Genomic DNA, 18,148 nt, shown 5'->3' with positions numbered 1-18,148 from the left:
AGGCGATCAGGCAGCGACGGATTCGGACATGTGCGGCAGCGACGCAAGAAGCCCTGCGTCCTTGCGACGATCATCTGCTGACGCGGCGATCGACACGCTCGCGGCGATCTCGCCGCACTGTTGAAGCGTGTGCAGCATCGACAGCCGATCGGCATGCGCGAGCACGCGAACGAGCGGCGCTCCATCGTCGGTCGACATCGAAGCCAGTGCAGTGCATACCGAATCGCCGAGCCGCCAATGCGCTGCAGCACGAGCGGACAACGTCCCCGCAAGGGCGAGGAATCGTGGCCCGAACGTCGCGTCTGCCGCGGCCTGCGTAATCAACGGCCGCGGCATCATGCGCATCAGCGCGGATGCGCCGGTCGACGCGATCACCGACGCGAGCTGTGCTTCGCCGATGTCGCAGGCGCCGCGCGCGAGCGTTCCGCAGAGCCATGTACGCGTTTCGGACTGCACGGCCAGACGGGCACCCGACTGCGCGCCCTGTTGCGAGGGATCGGCCTGCAGGATCGGGCGCATCACGGTGGTCAGCACGACATAACGCAGGCCGTCGCTGCCGATCGTGTTCACCGCCTGCGGCAATGCATTGATCGGCGCACCGCGACGGTAGTGCGCACTGTTGGCAACGCGAACGACGTCACCCGCGAGCGTCGGATCGCGCGCCAGCACCGCGGCGATCGCGTTGGCATCCACGTCGTCGCGACGCAGCGCGGCGAGCAACTGCGGTACGAGCGCAGGAAGGCGGGGCAGGCGCGCGACGTCGAGCCGCTGCATCTGCATGTCGAGCTGGTCGAGGATGTCGTCGGCCATGCCGTCGACGACGGGCGCATCCAACGGAGTGCCGAACAGGTGGGCGACGAATCGCGCGGCAAGTTCGGGCGGTGCGAGCACGGTCGCGTCAGCCACTGCCTCGTCATCCATGTCGTTCCACGCGTCGTAGACGACCAATGCATCGCCCGCGAGGGACGGCGCAGCGGTCGGCGCGGACGCGGGGCGGCCCTGCAGGCGCCGCAGCAGTCGGGTGATCATCGAGGTTCCCCCTGGTCGGCCGGTCCATGGACAGAGTCCGGGCTCACGGACATGGTAACGGCGGGCAAGGCCGTCACTTGAGCAGGAAGAAGGTCGCGAGCCCGAGGAACGAGAAGAACCCCATCACGTCGGTAACCGTCGTGAGGAAGATGCTGCTGGCCAGCGCCGGGTCGAAGCCGAAACGGCGGAGGCTGACGGGAATCAGCACGCCGGCGATGGCCGCTGCGAGCTGGTTGATCAGCAGCGCGGCCGCGATGACGGCGGTGAGTCCCCAATTGCCGAAGCGCAACTGCACGACCGTGGCGAGGATGAGGCCGAGGCCGAGGCCGGTCAGCAGCGCGACCTTGCACTCCTTCCACAGCAGCGTCAGGTAGTTCGAATAGCCGACCTGCCCGAGCGCGAGGCCGCGCACCATCAGCGCGAGGACCTGCGTGCCCGCGTTGCCGCCCATGCCGGCGACGATCGGCATCAGCACGGCGAGCGCGACGATCTGCTGGATCGTGCCCTCGAACTGGCCGACCACGTACGACGCGAGGAACGCGGTGCCGAGATTGATCGTCAGCCACATCAGGCGACGGCGCGTCGCGCGCGGTACCGGGCTGAAGAGATCCTCTTCCTCGTCGAGACCCGCCGCCGACAGCGCCTGGTGCTCGGCCTGTTCGCGGATGATGTCGACCACGTCATCGATCGTGATGCGGCCGAGCAGGATGTTGCTCTCGTCGACCACCGGGGCGCTCACCCAGTCGTAGTCCGAGAAGCGCCGTGCTACTTCGTTCGCCGTCTCGCCCACGCGGATCGCCGGCTGCTCATCGTCGACCAGGCGATTGATCGGCGTCGCCGGGTCCTGCGTGAGCAGGTCGGTCAGCGCGATGCGGCCCAGGTACTGATGGCGTCGGCTGACGACGTACAGATGGTCGGTGTGCTCGGGCAGCTCGCCGCGAAGGCGCAGGTAACGCAGCACGACCTCGATCGTGGTGTCGGTCCGCACCGTCACCACATCGGGGTTCATCAGGCGGCCGGCGGTGTCCTCCGGATACGACAGCACCTGCTCGAGGCGCTCGCGGTTCTCGCGGTCCATCGAAAGCAGAACCTGCTCGATCACCGCGTCCGGCAGGTCCTCGACGAGGTCGGCGAGGTCATCGATGTCGAGGTCCTCGACCGCCGCGATGATCTCGTCCGGGTCCATCTCGGCCAGCAGGCCTTCGCGCACCTCGTCGCCGACGTGCACCAGCACCTCGCCGTCGTCCTCGGCGTCCACCAGCCCCCACACCACCGTGCGCTTGGCGGGCGGCAGTGATTCGAGCAGGTTGCCGATCTCGGCGGGCGAGAGCGTATTGACCAGGCGACGGACCGGACCGAGGCGCCCGCTGTCGAGCGCGTCCGACAGCAGCCTGAGCTGCCGCGCGGTCTTCTCGTGGCGGACGGATTCGGCCATGCGCGGCTTCCGGCGGGGACCTATGCGGTCCGTGGGCGAGTCGCACCCGCCGGCGTTGAACGCCGCGATATGCGACCGAGGTCAGAGGTTCATGCGCACATTATCGCCGCTGGGTCGCGCGATGGACAATCGCCGTCGCACATCGATGCCGCGGCGCGATCAGGCGGTGGCGAGCCAGCGCTCGATGGTCGCGCGATCGCGGGCGCGCAGCAGCGCGGGCAGGCGCGATTGCAGTCGCGCGAGGTCGCAGTCGCGGATGCGCTTTCGCACTTCGAGCATGGTGCCCGGATGTAGGCTGAAGTCGGTGAGCCCCAGCGCAAGAAGCAGGGGTGCGTAGTCGGGCGCTGCAGCCATTTCCCCGCAGACCGCGATCGAACGCCCACGACGCTGCGCAAGGCGGATGACGTCGCGCAGCACGCGGATGACCGCGGGATGGAGTGGCGTATAGAGCTTGCCGAGCCCTTCGTGATTGCGGTCGACGGCAAGCAGGTACTGCACGAGATCGTTCGTGCCGACGGATAGGAAGTCCACCTCGTCGATGAAGGCGGGCAGCGCAAGCGCCGCGGCCGGCACTTCGATCATTACACCCAATGGGACGTCCTGGCCGATTTCATGGCCTTCGTCGCGCAGTAGTGCAGTCACACGATCGACTTCGCGTCGCACCTCGCGCACTTCCTCCGCCGACGTGATCATCGGGATGAGCAGGCGGATGCGCCCGTAGGCCGATGCACGCAACAACGCGCGCAACTGCGTTTCGAACAGGCCGCGACGTGCGAGCGACAGACGCACGCCGCGCAGCCCGAGCGCGGGATTGTGTTCGTCCCGCAGCGACAGTCCGGTGCGGTCGGTCTTGTCCGCGCCGACGTCCAGCGTGCGGATCGTCACCGGCCGACCGTTCATGCCCATCACGACATCGCGGTACGCGCGGAACTGTTCGTCCTCATCGGGCAGGGCATTGCGCTGCAGGAACAGGAACTCCGTGCGATAGAGGCCGACGCCCGCAGCACCGAGTGCGTGCGCTTCGGCGACGTCTTCCTGCGATTCGGCGTTCGCGAACAGGCGAATGTCGACGCCGTCGCGCGTGCGCGTCGGCTCGCGACGCAGGCGGGCCAGGGTGCGCTTCTCGCGGACATGCCCCTTCTCGCGTTCGTTGTGCGCGCGCAGGTCGTCGGCATCGGGCTCGGCGACGACGAGCCCGCTGCCGCCGTCGAGGATCAGCGCGTCGCCGTCGTTGATTCGATCCAGCGCGTCCGCGCAGTCGACGATCAGCGGCATGTGCAGGCTGCGCGCCAAGATCGCGGTGTGGCCGAGCGCGCTGCCGCTCGTGGTGACCAGCCCGACGACACCCTGTGCCTGCAGCTGCGCCATCTCCGCGGGCGCCACGCTTTCGGCGACGAGGATCTCGCCGGCGAAGCCGCGCAGTTCGAAGTCGCGGCGATGCAGAGCGGCATGCACGCGCCCGATGACCTGGTCGATGTCCTCGACGCGGCTCTTGAAGTAGGGGTCGTCCATCGCCTCGAACACCGCGGCGAGGCGATCGCGCTGCACGCGCAAGGCGTAGTCGGCGGTGAAGTGACGCGTGCGGACGAGCTCGTCGAGCCCGTGCAGCAGCTCGGGGTCGTCGAGCATCAAAGCATGCAGGTCGAGGAACTCGCCGACTTCCTGTGCAAGCGCGCCATGCAAGCGTGCACGCAGCTCGTGCATCTCCGCGCGCACGGCGTCGATGGCGCGGCGCAAGCGTGCGAGTTCTTCGTCAGCCGCGGCTGGCTCGATGTGCTGTTCGGCGATCTGCAACGCATGCGGCAGGCGGACGCGGGCCCGGCCGAGCACGGTGCCGCGTGATGCGCCCTGGCCGGACAGCGTCTGTCGCATGCGATCAGCTGCCTTCGTCGAAGCCGCGTTCGAACAGCGCCTGCACGGCGTCGGCGGCGGTCTGTTCGTCTTCGCCTTCGATGCGCAGCTTCACCACCGTGCCTTGCCCGGCGGCGAGCAGCATCACGCCCATGATGCTTTTCGCGTTGACCTCGCGGCCTTTCGCGGTGAGCGTGCATGCGCTCTTGTAGTGCGACAGCGTCTGCACGAGCTTGGCGGTGGCGCGTGCGTGCAGGCCGAGGCGGTTGGAAACGGTGAGGTCGCGTTCGATCATGTCGGTCAGGCGTCGTCGAGTTGAACGCCGTTGCGGCCACCCGCGACGGCCACGGCGGGCAGCGCGTCGAGTTCGAGGTCGGCGTAGTTGAGGACGCGCAGCAGCATCGGAAGGTTGAGTGCGGACACGCGGCGGATGGGCGTGCCGAGGCGGGAAAGTCGTGACGCGATGTTCGCCGGGCTGGCACCGAAGAGATCGGTCAGCACCAGCACACCATCGCCGCTGTCGGCGCGTCGTAATGCGGCGCTGGCCATCGGCAGAACGGCGTCGGGGTCGGCGTCGAAACCGACCTCGAACACTTCGATGCGCAGCGGCACAGGCATGAGCAGCCGCTCGGCGACGCCGCGCAGTGCGGTACCGATACCTTCGTGGGTGACGAGCAGGATGCCGACGGCCATGGCTCGACGTTAGCAGAGCGGCGTGACCGTCCGGAAGCGGCGGTTGGAACGTTGCCTAGTCGAGCTCGCGATGATGCACGGCGACTTCAGGCCAGCCCTGCGAGCGCGCGTGGTCGGCCATGCGTTCGGCGAGATACACGGAGCGATGCCGGCCGCCGGAGCAACCGAAAGCGACCGTCGCATAGCTGCGCGTACTGTCGGCCTGCAGGCGCGGCAGCCATGCATCGAGGAAGCTGCTGATCTGCGTGTAGAACGCTTCGACGTCCGGCTGCGTCATCAGGTAGTCGCGCACATCGGGATCGCGACCGGACAGCGGGCGCAACGACGGGATCCAGTGCGGGTTCGGTAGCGCGCGCGCGTCGAATACAAAATCCGCATCACCCGGAACGCCGCGTCGATACGCGAACGATTCGAACATCAGCGACATGCCGGTTTCCGCGCCAAGCCCGAATTCCGTGGTGACGTGGCGTCGCAACTGGTGCACGTTCATTTCGCTGGTGTCGACGATGGCGTCGGCCAGCTGTCGAAGCGAACGCAACACCTGCCGCTCGAGCGCGATCGCATCGGGCAGGGATAGCCCGAGCCGGCTCAGCGGATGGCGGCGACGCGTGTCGGCATAACGCTTGAGCAGAACGGGATCGGCCGCGTCGAAGAACACGAGGCGCGGATCGAAGCCGAGGCCACCGACCGCTGCGAGCGCTTCCGGCACCTTGTCGAGTTCGTCGTGACGGTTGCGAACGTCGATGCCGACCGCGACTTTCGCCGGGCCGCCGTCCTCGCCACCGGTGATGTCGGCGACGAGCTGCGGCAGCAGCATCGCGGGCAGGTTGTCGACGCAATAGAAGCCGAGGTCTTCGAACGTGTTGAGTGCGACGGACTTGCCGGAGCCGGACATGCCACTGACCAGCACCAGCGTCGCGAGCGACGGTGAACTCACGAGTCGCCCCGCTCGAGGAAGTGGCTGTGGCGCGCCATGAAGGCCGCCGCGGGGTCGACGCCCTTTGCTCGCAGGATATGCGTGCGCGTGGCGGCTTCGGTCAGCACGGAGAGGTTGCGGCCGGCGATGACGGGCAGGGTGATCATGGGGACATCCAGGTCCAGGACGCGGCGCGCGCCGAGGTCGCCGGTGATGCGTTCGAGCCCACCGGGCCCGGGATGCAACGACGGCTGCGTCAGGTGCACGATCAGCCGAAGATACTTGTTCCGCTTGACGGCCGTGTCACCGAACATCTGACGGATGTTCAGCACGCCGAGGCCGCGCACTTCGAGCATGTCCTGCAACAGGTCGGGACAGGTTCCGTCGAGCACGTCGGGCGCGATCTGGGTGAACTCGGGCGCGTCATCGGCGACCAGTCGATGGCCGCGCGTCACCAGTTCGAGCGCCAGTTCGCTCTTGCCCGCACCGCTCTCGCCGGTGATGAGCACGCCGATCGAATAGATCTCCATGAAGACACCATGCAGCGTCACCCGCGGCGCGAGCTTGCGCGCGAGGTGGTACTGCAGGTGGTTCAGCAGCTCATGCCCGCGACGCGGCGACACCCACAACGGCGTATCGCTTTCCTCGGCGGCGAGCCGCAGGTCTTCGGGGCAGCGCTGGTCCTTGCTGATGACCAGCGCGAGCGGGCGGAACTGGATGATCTTCTCGATCGTTTCCCAGCGCGCGCGCGAGTCGAGCTCGTCGAGCCACGCGAGTTCTTCGGTACCGAGGATCTGCACGCGGTTCGGATAGATGATGTTGAGGTAGCCGGCGAGAGACGGACGTCGTGCGACGGTGTCGACCGATTCCAATACGCGGGACGTCCCACGTCGCCCGGCCAGCCATCGCAGCTCGAGGCGTTCGAGTTGCTGGTCGTACAACTCCTGCGCGCTGATGCGGGCGTTCATGCGTCGGACCCGAGCAGGCGACGCGCGAGTTCGCGGTCGTCGCTCGCGTCGCGCAAAGCGTCGCGGAAGCTTTCGTCGGAAAAACGCTGGGCGATTTCGCCGAGCTGTGCGAGGTGGCCGGCGACGTCGTCGTCCGGCACCGCCATCGCGAAGAGAAGGTCGACGGGGCGTGCGTCGGGCGCGGCGAACTGCACCGGTTCGGCCAATCGCACGAATGCACCGCGGGCGGCATCGAGGCTGCCCATGCGTGCATGCGGGATTGCGACTCCGAAACCGAGCGCCGTGCTGGCGAGCTTTTCGCGCGCGCGCAGGCGCTCGGCGAGTTCTGAAGCGGGAAGTCCGTGCCCTTCGACCGGCCTGGCCAGCAGCGTCGCCATGTGCTCGATCACGCGGTCGCGGTCGAGCGGGGCGTCGATTCGTTGGATGCGTTCGAGGCTGAGCAGGTCGGCAAAGGGCATGGAGTCAGGCGAGTTCGGCGCTGCGCGCGAGGCGCTCGCCGCGGTGGTGGTCGCTTCGCCGCTCCTTGTGCCTGAGCAGCCCACGGTCGAGTTTGTCGGCGAGCACGTCGATGGCGGCGTAGACATCCGCGCCTTCGGCGTCCGCATGAAGTGTCCTGCCGGCCATGACCACCGTCGCCTCCGCGCATTGGCGAGTCTTTTCGACGAGAAGCACCGTGCGGACCTCGAACGGCTGGTCGATGTGTCGGCCGAGACGATTGAACCGGGTGGCGACGTACTCCCGCAGGGCGGGGGTGACATCGATGTGCTGACCGTGGACTTCGATACGCATGGGCATCTCCAGGCTGTCGGCAGAGGCGGCCCGGTGGCCGCGGTCTCAGCATGTCACTTTCCCGGCCCCGCGATATGACGTTCGTCAAATACTGCGTTGCTCAGCTCATCCTCACGCGGTCCTGCGACGAAGGGATGCTCATGGCTTCCCGATATTTTGCCACCGTACGCCGCGCCACCGGCACGCCCGCGCTCTGTAGCGTCTCGGCCAGCCGCGCGTCGGACAAGGGTTTGCGCGGGTTTTCGGCGGAGATCAGCTGGCGGATCATCGACTGCACGGCCGCGCTCGATGTCTCCTCCGCCGTACCATTGCCCACGCTCGATGCGAAGAACGAGCGCAGCGGCAACGTGCCGCGTGGCGTACGCGCGTACTTGCGTGCGATGGCCCGCGAGACGGTGGATTCGTGAAGGCCGAGCTCGGCAGCGACCTCGCGCAGCGTGAGCGGTCGCAACGAGCCGTCACCGCATTCGAGGAACTGCAACTGACGCTGCACCAGGCAACGCGCCACGCGCAGCAGCGTCTCGCCGCGCGCTTCGACATTGCGCAGCAGCCAACGCGCTTCCTGCAACTGGCCGCGCAGATACGTGGTGTCCGCCGTCGAAGTGCGTCCGATTAGCGATTCGTAGCTTCGATTGATGCGCAGGCGCGGGCGGCTGAGGTCGGCAAGCGCGACGCGCCAGGCACCATGCTGCCGCCAGATCACCACGTCGGGCGTGACATAGCTTTCGGGCGCGACTTCACCGAGCTGCGCACCCGGGCGAGGGTCCATCGACAGCAGCAATGCGATGGCGCATTCGACTTCGTCGACCGGCTCACCGAGCTCATGCGCAAGGCCATCGGCGCCGAGGCGAGGCAAGCGTTCGAGATGCGCGTCGGCGATGCGCAATGCGATCGCGCGACCGGGCGTGTCCGGATCGAGCGCGCCAAGCTGCACGCATAAGGCTTCGGAGACCGACCGCGCACCTACGCCGATCGGGTCGAAGTGCTGCACGACATGCAGCACCGTCGCGACGTCTTCCACCGGCACCGGCGGATCCATCGTGTCGGCGATCGCTTCCAGCGGCTCGCGCAGGTAACCGTCGTCGGAAATCGCATCGATGATGGCCGCGCCGATCTGGCGATCGCGCGGCGACTGGCTGCTGAGATGCAGCTGCCACAGAAGATGGTCGTGCAGCGTTTCGCGGTCCGCGATCTGCTCGGCGAGCGAGCCGCCGTCGCCATCGCCGCTGTAGCCGTGGCCGGAGCCTTCGCCCCAGCCGTCGAGTTCCGAGTCGGTCCACGTTTCGAGCGCGGACCGATCGATCTCCACTTCGACATCCGCACTGTCGCCGTCCGGCGCCGCGGCATCGGGCGTGGTGATGACTTCGCCGCCTTCGTCCCACTCGAGCAGCGGGTTGCTCTCGACCGCTTCCGTCAGTTCCGCATCGAGTTCGACGGACGACAACTGGAGCAGGCGGATTGCCTGCCGCAGTTGCGGCGTCATCACAAGATGCTGGCCCAGTGAGGCCTGGAGGCGCGGTTTCATCGACATGCAAGGTACACGGCGTTCCGGTACGACGTCAGCTTCGATCGCTGCCGCCGGTCGGGCGCTGAAACATTACAGTCGGAACGTTTCACCGAGGTAGACGCGGCGTACGTCGGGATTCGCGAGGATAGATTCGGGCGAACCCTGCGCGAGCACGGCGCCCTCGTTCAGGATGTACGCACGGTCGCAGATGCCGAGTGTCTCGCGCACGTTATGGTCGGTGATCAGCACGCCAATGCCACGCTCGGTCAGGTGACGCACGATGCGCTGGATTTCGCCGACCGAAATCGGGTCGACGCCGGCGAACGGTTCGTCGAGTAGCATCATGCGCGGACGTGCGGCGAGTGCGCGCGCGATCTCGACACGGCGTCGCTCGCCACCGGAAAGACTCGCACCGATTTGGTCGGACACGTGCGCGACCTGCAACTCGTCGAGCAGCGACGCGAGCTCGCGCTCACGGCCCTTGCGATCGAGATCGGTGCGCAGTTCGAGCACCAGCCGGATGTTGTCGGCGACGGTGAGCTTGCGGAACACCGACGGTTCCTGCGGCAGGTAACCGACGCCATGCTTGGCGCGCGCATACATCGGTTGCGCGGTGATGTCCTGCCCGTCGAGCGTGATCTTGCCGGCATCGGCCGGCACCAGCCCGACGATCATGTAGAAGCACGTCGTCTTGCCCGCGCCGTTCGGGCCGAGCAGGCCGACGACTTCACCGGCTTCCAGCGTCAGGCCGAAATCGCGAACGACCTCGCGCGACTTGTACTTCTTGCGCAGACCCTCGGCCTTGAGCATCAGGGCGTGCCCGCGTTCTTCGGTGCGATGTGCATGTGCACGCGTCCACCGCCCGCGGCCGCGCCGCTCGCGACCTGTCCGGTGCGCATGTTGTAGTTCACGCGGTCGCCGGTGAGCGTGCCGCGCGTCTGCTGCACGGTGACATTGCCGCTCAGCACCACGACGTCGGCCTTCATGTCGTAATCGGCCGCGGCCGAGGTCGAACTCATCGGCGTGCCGTCGTCGAGCAGCTGGCTCATCTTCACCGGCCCGCCATTGAGCACCGCGCGCACGGCTTCACCGTTCTGCATGGTGATCTGCGCGCCGCTGGAGGTGATGTGCAACGTACCCTGCGTAATGGTGACGCCGCCACTGAGTACGGTCGGCTTGCTGTCGTCGGTCGAATAGATCGCCGACCCGCTTTCGATGTCGATGCCCATGCGGCGATCGCTCGAACGAGCGAACGCGGAGCCCGCGACGAACACGAGGAGGAGCGCGACGACGGGCGCGAGGTTATTGCGACTTTTCATAACGGGCCTTGACGTTCTGGAGCTTCACCACGCGGTCGTCGAGTCTCGCGTCCATGCCGTGGCCATTCAGTATAAGTCCCGGTTGTTTCACGCTGACCGCCACTGCGGAGGTCGCGCGATTCGCATCCGGAAACACGTTGAGTTCCTGCGTATCCATGCGCACCGGATCGCCGCCGCTGCGCGTGCTGATCGCATGCACGTCGCCGCGAAGGCGGATCTCGTCGCCCTTGGCCGACACCCACGCCGTCTTGGAATCGACCGTCCACGGCGCATCGGTGCTGCCCGCGCGCGGCGGAATCACGAACACCGGCGTCTGCAAGGACAGCGTGTGCACCTCGGGCTGGCGTGTCAGCTTCGGGCCGCGCAGCGTGAACGACTCGCGGCCCTGCGCATCGAGCGACACCAGCTCGAAGTCATAAAGCGTGTAATCGGAGCGGCCCGCTTCGAGCGGAAGGTTGTCCGCGACATGCTGCCGCCACAGCGAAATGCCGACAGCGACCGCCGCGGCCGCAAGCACCAGCCCGAGTACCAGGCGCCAGTTCATGCCTGCGCTCCGAGCGGCGCCGGTGCATCAGCGAGCAGTGCATCGATGAGCGACTGCACGCGATCCTGCGCGTCGAGCACGAAATCGCAGAATTCGCGCGCGGCGCCGCGGCCGCCTTCGCGTTGCGACGTCCACGCTGCATCGCGACGGATCCATTCGTGCGCATCCGCCGGACATGCGGACAACCCGACGCCGCGCATCACCTTGAGGTCGGGCAGGTCATCGCCCATGAACGCCACTTCGTCGAGCGACACGCCGAGTGCGCTCGCGATCTTCTGCACGCAGGCGAGCTTGTCGCCGATGCCCGCGCACGCACGCACGCCGAGTTCCGCAGCACGTCGCTCGACGACGGGACTCGTGCGCGCGGTGATCAGCGCGACTTCGATGCCCGCGCGGCGCAGCAGCACCAGGCCCTGTCCGTCGTGCACATGGAATGCCTTGGCTTCGCCGCCGGCCGCGTCATAGATGAGGCGGCCGTCGGTCAGCGTGCCGTCGACGTCGAAGCACGCGAGGCGCACGCGTCGGGCGCGGTCGCGCAGATCGGCGAGGGCGGAGGTATCGGTCGTCATGCGTATCGGCCCTTAAACCACCCGGGCTCGCAACAGGTCGTGAATGTTGAGGGCGCCGACGACGCGGCCCTCACCATCGACGACCAGCAGGCCGTTGATCTTGTGTTGCTCCATCACGTGCGCAGCTTCCACCGCGAGCACGTCCGCACCGATGGTGCGCGGATTGCGCGTCATCACCTGTGCGATGGAGGTGGAGCGCAGATCAAGCTGTGCATCGTCGAGCGTGCGACGCAGGTCGCCGTCGGTGAAGACGCCGAGCAGTCGTTGCGACTCGTCGGCGACGGCGGTGAGCCCGAGGCGCTTGTGGCTCATCTCCACCAGCGCTTCGCTCACCGATGCATCGGGGCGAACGATCGGCAGATCGTTACCCGCATGCATGACGTCGGCGATGTGCAGCAGAAGGCGACGACCCAGCGCGCCGGCGGGATGCGAACGCGCGAAATCGTCGGCAGTGAAGCCGCGTGCTTCCAGCAGCGCGACCGCGAGCGCATCGCCCATCGCCAGAGACGCGGTGGTGCTCGACGTCGGGGCGAGATGCAGCGGGCAGGCTTCGGCGGGCACCGAGACGTCGAGATGCACGTCGGCTTCGCGCGCCATGGTCGATGTCGCGCGGCCGGTCATAGCGATCACCGCATTGCCCTGGCGCTTGAGCACCGGCATCAGCGTGAGGATCTCGTCGCTCTCGCCGGAGTAGGAGAGGGCGAGCACGACGTCGGCGTCGGTGATCATGCCGAGGTCGCCATGCGCGGCTTCACCGGGATGCACGAAGAAGGACGGCGTGCCGGTCGACGCCAGCGTCGCGGCGATCTTGCGGGCGATGTGCCCGGACTTGCCCATGCCGACGCAGACGACGCGCCCGCGGGCCTGCAGCATCAGGCGGCAGGCGTCGGCAAAGCCGCCGTCGAGGCGAGCGGAAACAGCGGCGAGCGCCTCGGCCTCGACGGCGAAGACGCGGCGGCCGCTGGCCGGGAAGTCGATGTCGCCGTGCACCGGCGCGATGGGATCCGCCATTTCGGACGGGGGTCCTTTCGGCTAGGCTAAGTCGCTCAGTTTAAGCGGTTCAGGCGGCCCGCGCCCGTGGGGCCGCCGCCCGCGTCGTTTCCGAAGGCCTCCCGTGAACCCCGACACCATCCGCCACCTCATCGAGCAGGGCCTGCCCGGCGCTCGCGCCGACGTCCGCGGCGACGACGGCGTGCATTTCGAAGCTACCGTCGTCAGCGATGCCTTCCGCGGCAAGCTGCCGCTGGCGCGCCACCGCATGGTCTACGCCACGCTCGGCGACCGCATGGGCGGCGAGATCCACGCCCTGCAGCTCAAGACCGTGACCCCCGAGGAAGCCGGCAACGCCGGCTGAGCCCCCGCGGCCCTCCCACTCCTTTCCAGACCCCATCCATGCAGAAGATCGTTGTCGAAGGCGGCGCGCCGCTGAACGGCGAAGTCCGTATTTCCGGTGCCAAGAACGCCGTCCTGCCGATCCTCTGCGCGACGCTGCTCGCCGACGGCCCGGTCACGCTGCGCAACGTGCCGCACCTGCACGACGTGCACACCACCGCGCGGCTGCTCGCCGAACTCGGTGCGCGCGTCGGCGACATCGGCCCCGGCGTGGTGACGGTCGATCCGACCACCGTGCACAGCCAGGTCGCGCCCTACGAGCTGGTCAAGACGATGCGCGCCTCGGTGCTGGTGCTCGGGCCGCTGCTGGCGCGCTACGGCCACGCGGAAGTCTCGCTGCCCGGCGGCTGCGCCATCGGTTCGCGTCCGGTCGACCTGCACATCAAGGGCCTGCAGACGCTCGGTGCGCAGATCAGCGTCGAGAACGGCTTCATCAAGGCGCGCATGGACAAGCTCGTCGGCGCGCGCCATGTATTCGACATCGTCAGCGTCGGCGCGACCGAGAACGTGCTGATGGCGGCGACGCTGGCCGAAGGTCGCACCGTGCTTGAGAACGCGGCGATGGAGCCCGAGATCGTGGACCTCGCGGACTTCCTGATCGCGATGGGCGCGAAGATCACCGGCGCTGGCACCGGTCGTATCGTGGTCGAAGGCGTCGAGCGTCTGCACAGCTGCGAACACACGGTCGTCGCCGATCGCATCGAAGCCGGCACGTTCCTCGTCGCCGCGGCGATGACAGGCGGCCGCGTGACGCTCACCCATACGCGTCCCGACACCATGGATGCCGTGCTCGACAAGCTGAAGGAAGCGGGCGCGGAGCTCGACTGCGATGGCGACCGCATCACTCTCGACATGAAGGGCCGCCGCCCGCGCCCCGTGAACATCACCACGGCGCCACACCCGGGTTTCCCGACCGACATGCAGGCGCAATTCATGGCGCTCAACTGCATCGCGGACGGCGTGGCGGTGATCAACGAAAACATCTTCGAAAACCGTTTCATGCACGTCAACGAGCTGGTGCGCCTCGGGGCGGACATCCATGTCGACGGGCATACCGCCGTGGTGCGCGGCGTGCCGCGCCTGAGCGGTGCGCCGGTGATGGCGACCGATCTTCGCGCGTCCGCATCGCTGATCCTTGCCGGCCTCGTCGCCGATGGCGAGACGATCATCGACCGCATCTACCACCTGGATCGCGGCTACGAAAACATCGAGCAGAAGCTGTCCGGTGTCGGGGCGAAGATCTCGCGCATCAGCTGACGGGCTGCATCGCCGGACACGAAAAAGCCCCGCCGAAGCGGGGCTTTTTCTTTGCAACAAACCGCGGGCGTTTACTGCGCGATACGCAGGTCGATCGTGTCGTTGCCGTTGGCCTGCATGATGCGCACCGGCACCGGCACGCCGGCGACGACCCAGATCGTCGTCTTCTTGTCGCCCGACGTGCTCACGACCTTCGTGGCCTGCTGCGACTTGCCGTTGACCGTGATCGCTTCCTTGCCCGCGATCGCATAGGAGAGGTCGCGCGCCTTGCCGTTTTCGACCAGTCGATAGTGCAGCGGCTTGCCGGCCACCGCGTCACGCGCGATCGCGATGTTCACCAGCAGCGCATCGAGGTCACCCTTCTGCAGCTTCACCGGGCCAGCGCGATCGGGCTTGACGTCGCCGGACCACGTCGCGACGCCCTTGGCCCAGTCGTACGTGGCCCTCTTGCTGGACTTCTTGATCAGCAGCTTGTTGGTGTCGCTGCCGGACAGCGGACGCAGCACGCCGCCGTCCTCGTCGAACACCGTGGTCTGCACGAGGTCGGCCAGCTGGTTGCGGATCTCGAGCGTGTAGCGCCACTGGCCGTTGCCCGCCGATTCGATCGCCATGCGACCGGTGGCGTTCATGCCCATGTAGTTCGCCTGGTAGGGCGCGCTGAAGGGCTGCGTCGCGAAGGCGGGCAGGGCGGCGAGGGCAAGCGAAGCGGCCAGCACGGCGCCGCGGAGGAACGTCTTCGTCATGTGGTCAGGCTCCCTTGTATTCGATGAGGCGCAGGTCATACGTGTCCTCGCCGTTTTCACGCTGAAGGATGCGGATCGGCGTCGGAACGCCTTCCGCGACCCAGATGGAGGTCTGCTCGTCGCCCGACTGCACGCGGTCGACGCGCAACGCGCTGTACTGCAATTCCCCGACGCTGATGTCGTCCGGCTGCGTCGCCACCGCGTAGCGCTGAAGGCGCGCACGACCGCTGTCAACGTACCGATACTGCAGCATCTGGCCCGGTTGTGCGTCCCGGATCACTGCAAGGTTGATCAGAAGTCCGCTCATGTCACCCGCCTGCAGCGCCACCGGCGCCTGGCGGGTCTTCTTCACGTCGCCCGTCCAGACCGCACGTTGCGAGGCCCAATCGTAGACACCGGTCGTCTGCTTGCGCGTGAACAGCATCTTCCGCAGCGTGCTTTGCGAGAGCGGGCGATAGGCCCCGTTCACCTCGTCGAAGACGGTGCTCTGCTGCGCATTGAGGCCGGCAAGCCCGATCAGGCCCTTGCCGTCCATCACCAGGTCGACGCGCCAGTGGTTGCCGTCGGGCACGACCTGCAGCGTCGCGACGCCGAGGTCGCGGCCGCCGCGGTAGACGTCGTAGGTCGCATGGAACGGCTGCATCGCTTGCGCAGGAAGCGCAGCGGCCAGCGATGCGATGGCGATGACGACTGCGATCAAGCGGCTCATGCGTCGATCTCCCGAAGATCCATACCCGCTAATCGCAGCGGGCGCTGCAGCGGACGACCGTCGAACTCTACGGATGCGCCGTGGAGGCGGAGACGACGCGCCGCGAACAGCTGCAGCGTAGCGATCAGAAGCGGGTGTTCGCGATCGAGCACGCGTGCGCTCAGCGCTTCGGCATCGTCAGCCGGTAGGACTGGCACCGTCGCTTGTGCGATTACCGGCCCGCCATCGAGCTCGGCAGTAACGAAATGCACGCTGCAGCCGTGCTCCGGCGCACCGGCCGCAAGCGCCTGGTCATGCGTGCGCAGGCCCTTGTACAGCGGCAGCAACGAAGGGTGGATATTGATCATGCGGCCGTGCCATGCCTCGACCTGGGCGGCGCCCAGCAGGCGCATGTATCCGGCGCAGACGATGAGGTCGGGCTGAACGGCGGCGATCGCGGCGAAGAGTGCGACGTCGAACGCTTCGCGCGTTTCGAACTTCGACGGTGAAATCGCGACTGCTTCGATGCCCGCAGCGCGCGCACGATCGAGCGCCTTCGCGGTTCGCCGATCGGAAAACACACCAACCACGCGCGCATCCAACGCGCCGTCGCCGATCGCATCGAGGATCGCCTGGAGATTGCTGCCGCGGCCGGAGGCGAGAACCGCCAGTCGCATCACGTTCGACTCCGCACAAGCCATGGGCCTTGCACGACCGCACCGACGGTCGCCATCAGCATGTCCGCGTGCGCATCCCACATGTCGCCCTGCTGGCCGTTGTACGCCTCGGCGTCATGCGGGGACATCGTCAACGCGACGGCCCATTCGATCCACTCGTAGACAAGGCTGCTCGCCATGATCAGCAGAAGCGCCAACGCGAACCCTTGGCGACGCGAGAGCGGGTAGCGAAGTGCAAGGCTGTGCGCGAAGGCCGGCGTCAGGCAGGCGCCGTATGCGAAGTGCACCAATCGATCGAAATGATTGCGATGCCAGCCGAATAGCGCCTGCGGCGATAGGCCGAGCAGTCGCTGACACCATTCGCCGTACGGAACGTTCGAATATAGCCAGCGCGACGCGACGCAGTGCAGCGCCAGAAACACGCAGAGGAGAATGAAGTCGCTGTTGCGTGTCGTTCCGCGCCGCGCGTACGTGTACAGCAAGCCCAACGCGACGACCGTCAGTGAACTATGCAGCGCCTGTTCGACGGGCCAGATCGGCCGGATCCAGGTCGCCGCGAAAAGGACGACGACTGCGGCGAGAGCGATCCGACGCGATGCCGCCATGCCCGCCGCCGGCAGTGCAACATCAACCGATGCGTACGCGCTCACCGTCCGCCTTCACGACCTGTCCGATCGCACGATGCGCAAGGCCGAGACGCTGCAGATCGCCCGACACCGCGGCGACATCGTTCGGTGCAACCACCAGCACGAAGCCGACGCCGCAGTTGAACGTGCGCCACATTTCTTCGTCGGCGACGGCGCCTTCGCGCTTGAGCCAGTCGAACACAGGTGGAAGCACGATCGCGCTGGCGTCGACGTGCACGCCGAGGCCGTCCGGGATCACGCGGATGATGTTTTCGCTGAGCCCACCACCGGTGATATGCGCCATCGCGTGCAGGTCGTGCGCGGTGAGCAGTTCGAGGATGGGTTTGACGTAGAGCTGCGTGGGCGCCATCAGCGCATCGACGAGCTTGACGCCGCCGACGTCGAGATCCGCCGGGCGACCCGCGCGGTCATAGATGCGCCGCACGAGCGAGTAACCGTTCGAATGTGGACCGGACGATGCGATGCCGATCAGCACGTCGCCTTCGCGCACCTTCGAGCCGTCGATGATCTTGGCCTTCTCGACGCCGGCAACGCAGAAACCGGCGAGGTCGTATTCGCCCGGCGGGTACATGTCGGGCATCTCGGCGGTCTCGCCGCCGATCAGCGCGCAGCCGGAGAGTTCGCAGCCGCGCGCGATGCCGCCGACGACCGCGACGGTCGTTTCGACGTCGAGCTTGCCGGTGGCGAAATAGTCGAGGAAGAACAGCGGCTCGGCGCCCTGCACCAGCACGTCGTTCACGCACATCGCGACCAGGTCGATGCCGATCGTGTCGTGCCGGTTGAGTTGCTGGGCGAGCTTGAGCTTCGTGCCGACGCCGTCGGTGCCGGAGACCAGCACCGGCTCCTTGTACTTGCCCGCCAGGTTGAACATCGCGCCAAAGCCGCCGAGCCCGCCCATCACCTCGGGGCGGAAGGAGCGCTTTACCAGCGGCTTGATGCGCTCGACGAGCTCGTTGCCGGCGTCGATATCGACGCCCGCCTCCCGGTAGGTGAGCGGGGGGCGGCCAGTGGCGTCGTTCGACTGGGACACGGCGGTCTCGGAGGCGTCGGGGAAGCCCGCGATTCTACCAGCGGCCGCGCCCTCGACCGGCCAGCGTGGACGTGCCGGCGGCGCTCCGGCACCA

22 protein-coding genes are annotated in these 18,148 nt (G+C 67.3%); 2 read left to right on the top strand and 20 right to left on the bottom strand.

All coding sequences use genetic code 11. The features are described 5' to 3' along the window. Positions 1-6 precede the first annotated feature (6 nt). The 15 genes from ACVWZN_RS07390 to ACVWZN_RS07320 all read right to left on the bottom strand — a co-directional run bounded on the left by ACVWZN_RS07390 (position 7) and on the right by ACVWZN_RS07320 (position 12,631). On the bottom strand, positions 7-1,029 hold the full coding sequence (locus ACVWZN_RS07390) for an HDOD domain-containing protein (RefSeq protein WP_456953245.1): 1,023 nt from the start codon (positions 1,027-1,029) through the stop codon (positions 7-9). A gap of 73 nt (positions 1,030-1,102) precedes the next feature. Next, the gene (mgtE, locus tag ACVWZN_RS07385) at positions 1,103-2,464 is read right to left on the bottom strand and encodes a magnesium transporter (protein ID WP_027083351.1); all 1,362 of its coding nucleotides are present in this window, start codon (positions 2,462-2,464) and stop codon (positions 1,103-1,105) included. 159 nt (positions 2,465-2,623) lie between these two features. Continuing rightward, entirely contained in the window at positions 2,624-4,336 is a 1,713-nt protein-coding gene (gene ptsP, locus ACVWZN_RS07380; protein WP_456953244.1) for a phosphoenolpyruvate--protein phosphotransferase, read from the bottom strand. Between the two features lie 4 nt (positions 4,337-4,340). Continuing rightward, positions 4,341-4,610, bottom strand: coding sequence for an HPr family phosphocarrier protein (locus tag ACVWZN_RS07375; RefSeq protein WP_027083353.1), 270 nt, complete (start codon positions 4,608-4,610; stop codon positions 4,341-4,343). Between the two features lie 5 nt (positions 4,611-4,615). After that, positions 4,616-5,008 (bottom strand): PTS sugar transporter subunit IIA, encoded by a 393-nt coding sequence (locus tag ACVWZN_RS07370; protein ID WP_027083354.1) that lies wholly within the window; start codon positions 5,006-5,008, stop codon positions 4,616-4,618. Between the two features lie 55 nt (positions 5,009-5,063). Then, positions 5,064-5,945: an RNase adapter RapZ gene (rapZ, locus tag ACVWZN_RS07365; RefSeq protein ID WP_456953243.1), complete on the bottom strand. Its 882-nt coding sequence runs from the start codon at positions 5,943-5,945 to the stop codon at positions 5,064-5,066. Beyond that, positions 5,942-6,892 (bottom strand): HPr(Ser) kinase/phosphatase, encoded by a 951-nt coding sequence (hprK, locus tag ACVWZN_RS07360; RefSeq protein WP_027083356.1) that lies wholly within the window; start codon positions 6,890-6,892, stop codon positions 5,942-5,944. The genes rapZ and hprK overlap by 4 nt, the downstream gene beginning before the upstream one ends. Next, positions 6,889-7,350 (bottom strand): PTS sugar transporter subunit IIA, encoded by a 462-nt coding sequence (locus tag ACVWZN_RS07355; protein ID WP_456953242.1) that lies wholly within the window; start codon positions 7,348-7,350, stop codon positions 6,889-6,891. Before ACVWZN_RS07355 ends, hprK begins: the two co-directional genes overlap by 4 nt. A gap of 4 nt (positions 7,351-7,354) precedes the next feature. Next, positions 7,355-7,681: a ribosome hibernation-promoting factor, HPF/YfiA family gene (gene hpf, locus ACVWZN_RS07350; protein ID WP_456953241.1), complete on the bottom strand. Its 327-nt coding sequence runs from the start codon at positions 7,679-7,681 to the stop codon at positions 7,355-7,357. A gap of 100 nt (positions 7,682-7,781) precedes the next feature. Further along, positions 7,782-9,206 (bottom strand): RNA polymerase factor sigma-54, encoded by a 1,425-nt coding sequence (locus ACVWZN_RS07345; RefSeq protein ID WP_456953240.1) that lies wholly within the window; start codon positions 9,204-9,206, stop codon positions 7,782-7,784. 72 nt (positions 9,207-9,278) lie between these two features. Continuing rightward, positions 9,279-9,998: an LPS export ABC transporter ATP-binding protein gene (lptB, locus tag ACVWZN_RS07340; RefSeq protein ID WP_027083360.1), complete on the bottom strand. Its 720-nt coding sequence runs from the start codon at positions 9,996-9,998 to the stop codon at positions 9,279-9,281. Beyond that, positions 9,998-10,507, bottom strand: coding sequence for a lipopolysaccharide transport periplasmic protein LptA (gene lptA, locus ACVWZN_RS07335; protein ID WP_456953239.1), 510 nt, complete (start codon positions 10,505-10,507; stop codon positions 9,998-10,000). The genes lptB and lptA overlap by 1 nt, the downstream gene beginning before the upstream one ends. Further along, complete coding sequence (lptC, locus tag ACVWZN_RS07330) at positions 10,491-11,051, bottom strand: LPS export ABC transporter periplasmic protein LptC (RefSeq protein WP_027083361.1); 561 nt, start codon at positions 11,049-11,051, stop codon at positions 10,491-10,493. The genes lptA and lptC overlap by 17 nt, the downstream gene beginning before the upstream one ends. Beyond that, positions 11,048-11,620: a KdsC family phosphatase gene (locus ACVWZN_RS07325; RefSeq protein WP_456953238.1), complete on the bottom strand. Its 573-nt coding sequence runs from the start codon at positions 11,618-11,620 to the stop codon at positions 11,048-11,050. Before ACVWZN_RS07325 ends, lptC begins: the two co-directional genes overlap by 4 nt. Before the next feature lie 12 nt (positions 11,621-11,632). Continuing rightward, positions 11,633-12,631 (bottom strand): KpsF/GutQ family sugar-phosphate isomerase, encoded by a 999-nt coding sequence (locus ACVWZN_RS07320; RefSeq protein WP_456953237.1) that lies wholly within the window; start codon positions 12,629-12,631, stop codon positions 11,633-11,635. A gap of 103 nt (positions 12,632-12,734) precedes the next feature. Here ACVWZN_RS07320 and ACVWZN_RS07315 point away from each other — a divergent pair, with 103 nt between their 5' ends. Continuing rightward, complete coding sequence (locus ACVWZN_RS07315; protein ID WP_027083363.1) at positions 12,735-12,974, top strand: BolA family protein; 240 nt, start codon at positions 12,735-12,737, stop codon at positions 12,972-12,974. Positions 12,975-13,012: 38 nt separating this feature from the next. Next, positions 13,013-14,269 (top strand): UDP-N-acetylglucosamine 1-carboxyvinyltransferase, encoded by a 1,257-nt coding sequence (murA, locus tag ACVWZN_RS07310; RefSeq protein ID WP_456953236.1) that lies wholly within the window; start codon positions 13,013-13,015, stop codon positions 14,267-14,269. A gap of 71 nt (positions 14,270-14,340) precedes the next feature. Here murA and ACVWZN_RS07305 read toward each other — a convergent pair whose 3' ends face one another. Genes ACVWZN_RS07305 through purM form a run of 5 tightly spaced genes read right to left on the bottom strand, consistent with a single transcriptional unit; the run spans position 14,341 to position 18,054 of the window. Next, a complete protein-coding gene (locus ACVWZN_RS07305) occupies positions 14,341-15,012 on the bottom strand; it encodes a DUF3108 domain-containing protein (protein WP_456953235.1) in 672 nt (223 codons plus the stop codon). 4 nt (positions 15,013-15,016) lie between these two features. Then, a complete protein-coding gene (locus tag ACVWZN_RS07300) occupies positions 15,017-15,721 on the bottom strand; it encodes a DUF3108 domain-containing protein (protein WP_456953234.1) in 705 nt (234 codons plus the stop codon). Next, on the bottom strand, positions 15,718-16,377 hold the full coding sequence (gene purN, locus ACVWZN_RS07295; protein ID WP_456953233.1) for a phosphoribosylglycinamide formyltransferase: 660 nt from the start codon (positions 16,375-16,377) through the stop codon (positions 15,718-15,720). The genes ACVWZN_RS07300 and purN overlap by 4 nt, the downstream gene beginning before the upstream one ends. After that, entirely contained in the window at positions 16,377-16,982 is a 606-nt protein-coding gene (locus ACVWZN_RS07290; RefSeq protein WP_456953232.1) for a DUF2238 domain-containing protein, read from the bottom strand. Before ACVWZN_RS07290 ends, purN begins: the two co-directional genes overlap by 1 nt. Positions 16,983-17,004: 22 nt before the next feature. Continuing rightward, entirely contained in the window at positions 17,005-18,054 is a 1,050-nt protein-coding gene (gene purM, locus ACVWZN_RS07285; protein WP_456953231.1) for a phosphoribosylformylglycinamidine cyclo-ligase, read from the bottom strand. Positions 18,055-18,148: the final 94 nt, after the last annotated feature.

The organism is Lysobacter sp. HA35 (assembly GCF_054061195.1).
Note: the sequence above shows the minus strand (reverse complement) of the source record. Positions and strands in the feature narration are given on the sequence as shown.

Bases quoted from the DNA above. Each gene is read 5' to 3' on its own strand.
- ACVWZN_RS07375 (WP_027083353.1), bottom strand. From the start codon at position 4,610: ATGATCGAACGCGACCTCACCGTTTCCAACCGCCTCGGCCTGCACGCA.
- murA (WP_456953236.1), top strand. From the start codon at position 13,013: ATGCAGAAGATCGTTGTCGAAGGCGGCGCGCCGCTGAACGGCGAAGTC.
- ACVWZN_RS07320 (WP_456953237.1), bottom strand. From the start codon at position 12,631: ATGGCGGATCCCATCGCGCCGGTGCACGGCGACATCGACTTCCCGGCC.
- ACVWZN_RS07390 (WP_456953245.1), bottom strand. From the start codon at position 1,029: ATGATCACCCGACTGCTGCGGCGCCTGCAGGGCCGCCCCGCGTCCGCG.
- lptB (WP_027083360.1), bottom strand. From the start codon at position 9,998: ATGCTCAAGGCCGAGGGTCTGCGCAAGAAGTACAAGTCGCGCGAGGTC.
- hprK (WP_027083356.1), bottom strand. From the start codon at position 6,892: ATGAACGCCCGCATCAGCGCGCAGGAGTTGTACGACCAGCAACTCGAA.
- ACVWZN_RS07325 (WP_456953238.1), bottom strand. From the start codon at position 11,620: ATGACGACCGATACCTCCGCCCTCGCCGATCTGCGCGACCGCGCCCGA.
- ACVWZN_RS07290 (WP_456953232.1), bottom strand. From the start codon at position 16,982: ATGGCGGCATCGCGTCGGATCGCTCTCGCCGCAGTCGTCGTCCTTTTC.
- ACVWZN_RS07305 (WP_456953235.1), bottom strand. From the start codon at position 15,012: ATGACGAAGACGTTCCTCCGCGGCGCCGTGCTGGCCGCTTCGCTTGCC.
- ACVWZN_RS07345 (WP_456953240.1), bottom strand. From the start codon at position 9,206: ATGAAACCGCGCCTCCAGGCCTCACTGGGCCAGCATCTTGTGATGACG.
- ACVWZN_RS07300 (WP_456953234.1), bottom strand. From the start codon at position 15,721: ATGAGCCGCTTGATCGCAGTCGTCATCGCCATCGCATCGCTGGCCGCT.
- ACVWZN_RS07370 (WP_027083354.1), bottom strand. From the start codon at position 5,008: ATGGCCGTCGGCATCCTGCTCGTCACCCACGAAGGTATCGGTACCGCA.
- purN (WP_456953233.1), bottom strand. From the start codon at position 16,377: ATGCGACTGGCGGTTCTCGCCTCCGGCCGCGGCAGCAATCTCCAGGCG.
- ptsP (WP_456953244.1), bottom strand. From the start codon at position 4,336: ATGCGACAGACGCTGTCCGGCCAGGGCGCATCACGCGGCACCGTGCTC.
- lptA (WP_456953239.1), bottom strand. From the start codon at position 10,507: ATGAAAAGTCGCAATAACCTCGCGCCCGTCGTCGCGCTCCTCCTCGTG.
- hpf (WP_456953241.1), bottom strand. From the start codon at position 7,681: ATGCGTATCGAAGTCCACGGTCAGCACATCGATGTCACCCCCGCCCTG.
- lptC (WP_027083361.1), bottom strand. From the start codon at position 11,051: ATGAACTGGCGCCTGGTACTCGGGCTGGTGCTTGCGGCCGCGGCGGTC.
- ACVWZN_RS07355 (WP_456953242.1), bottom strand. From the start codon at position 7,350: ATGCCCTTTGCCGACCTGCTCAGCCTCGAACGCATCCAACGAATCGAC.
- mgtE (WP_027083351.1), bottom strand. From the start codon at position 2,464: ATGGCCGAATCCGTCCGCCACGAGAAGACCGCGCGGCAGCTCAGGCTG.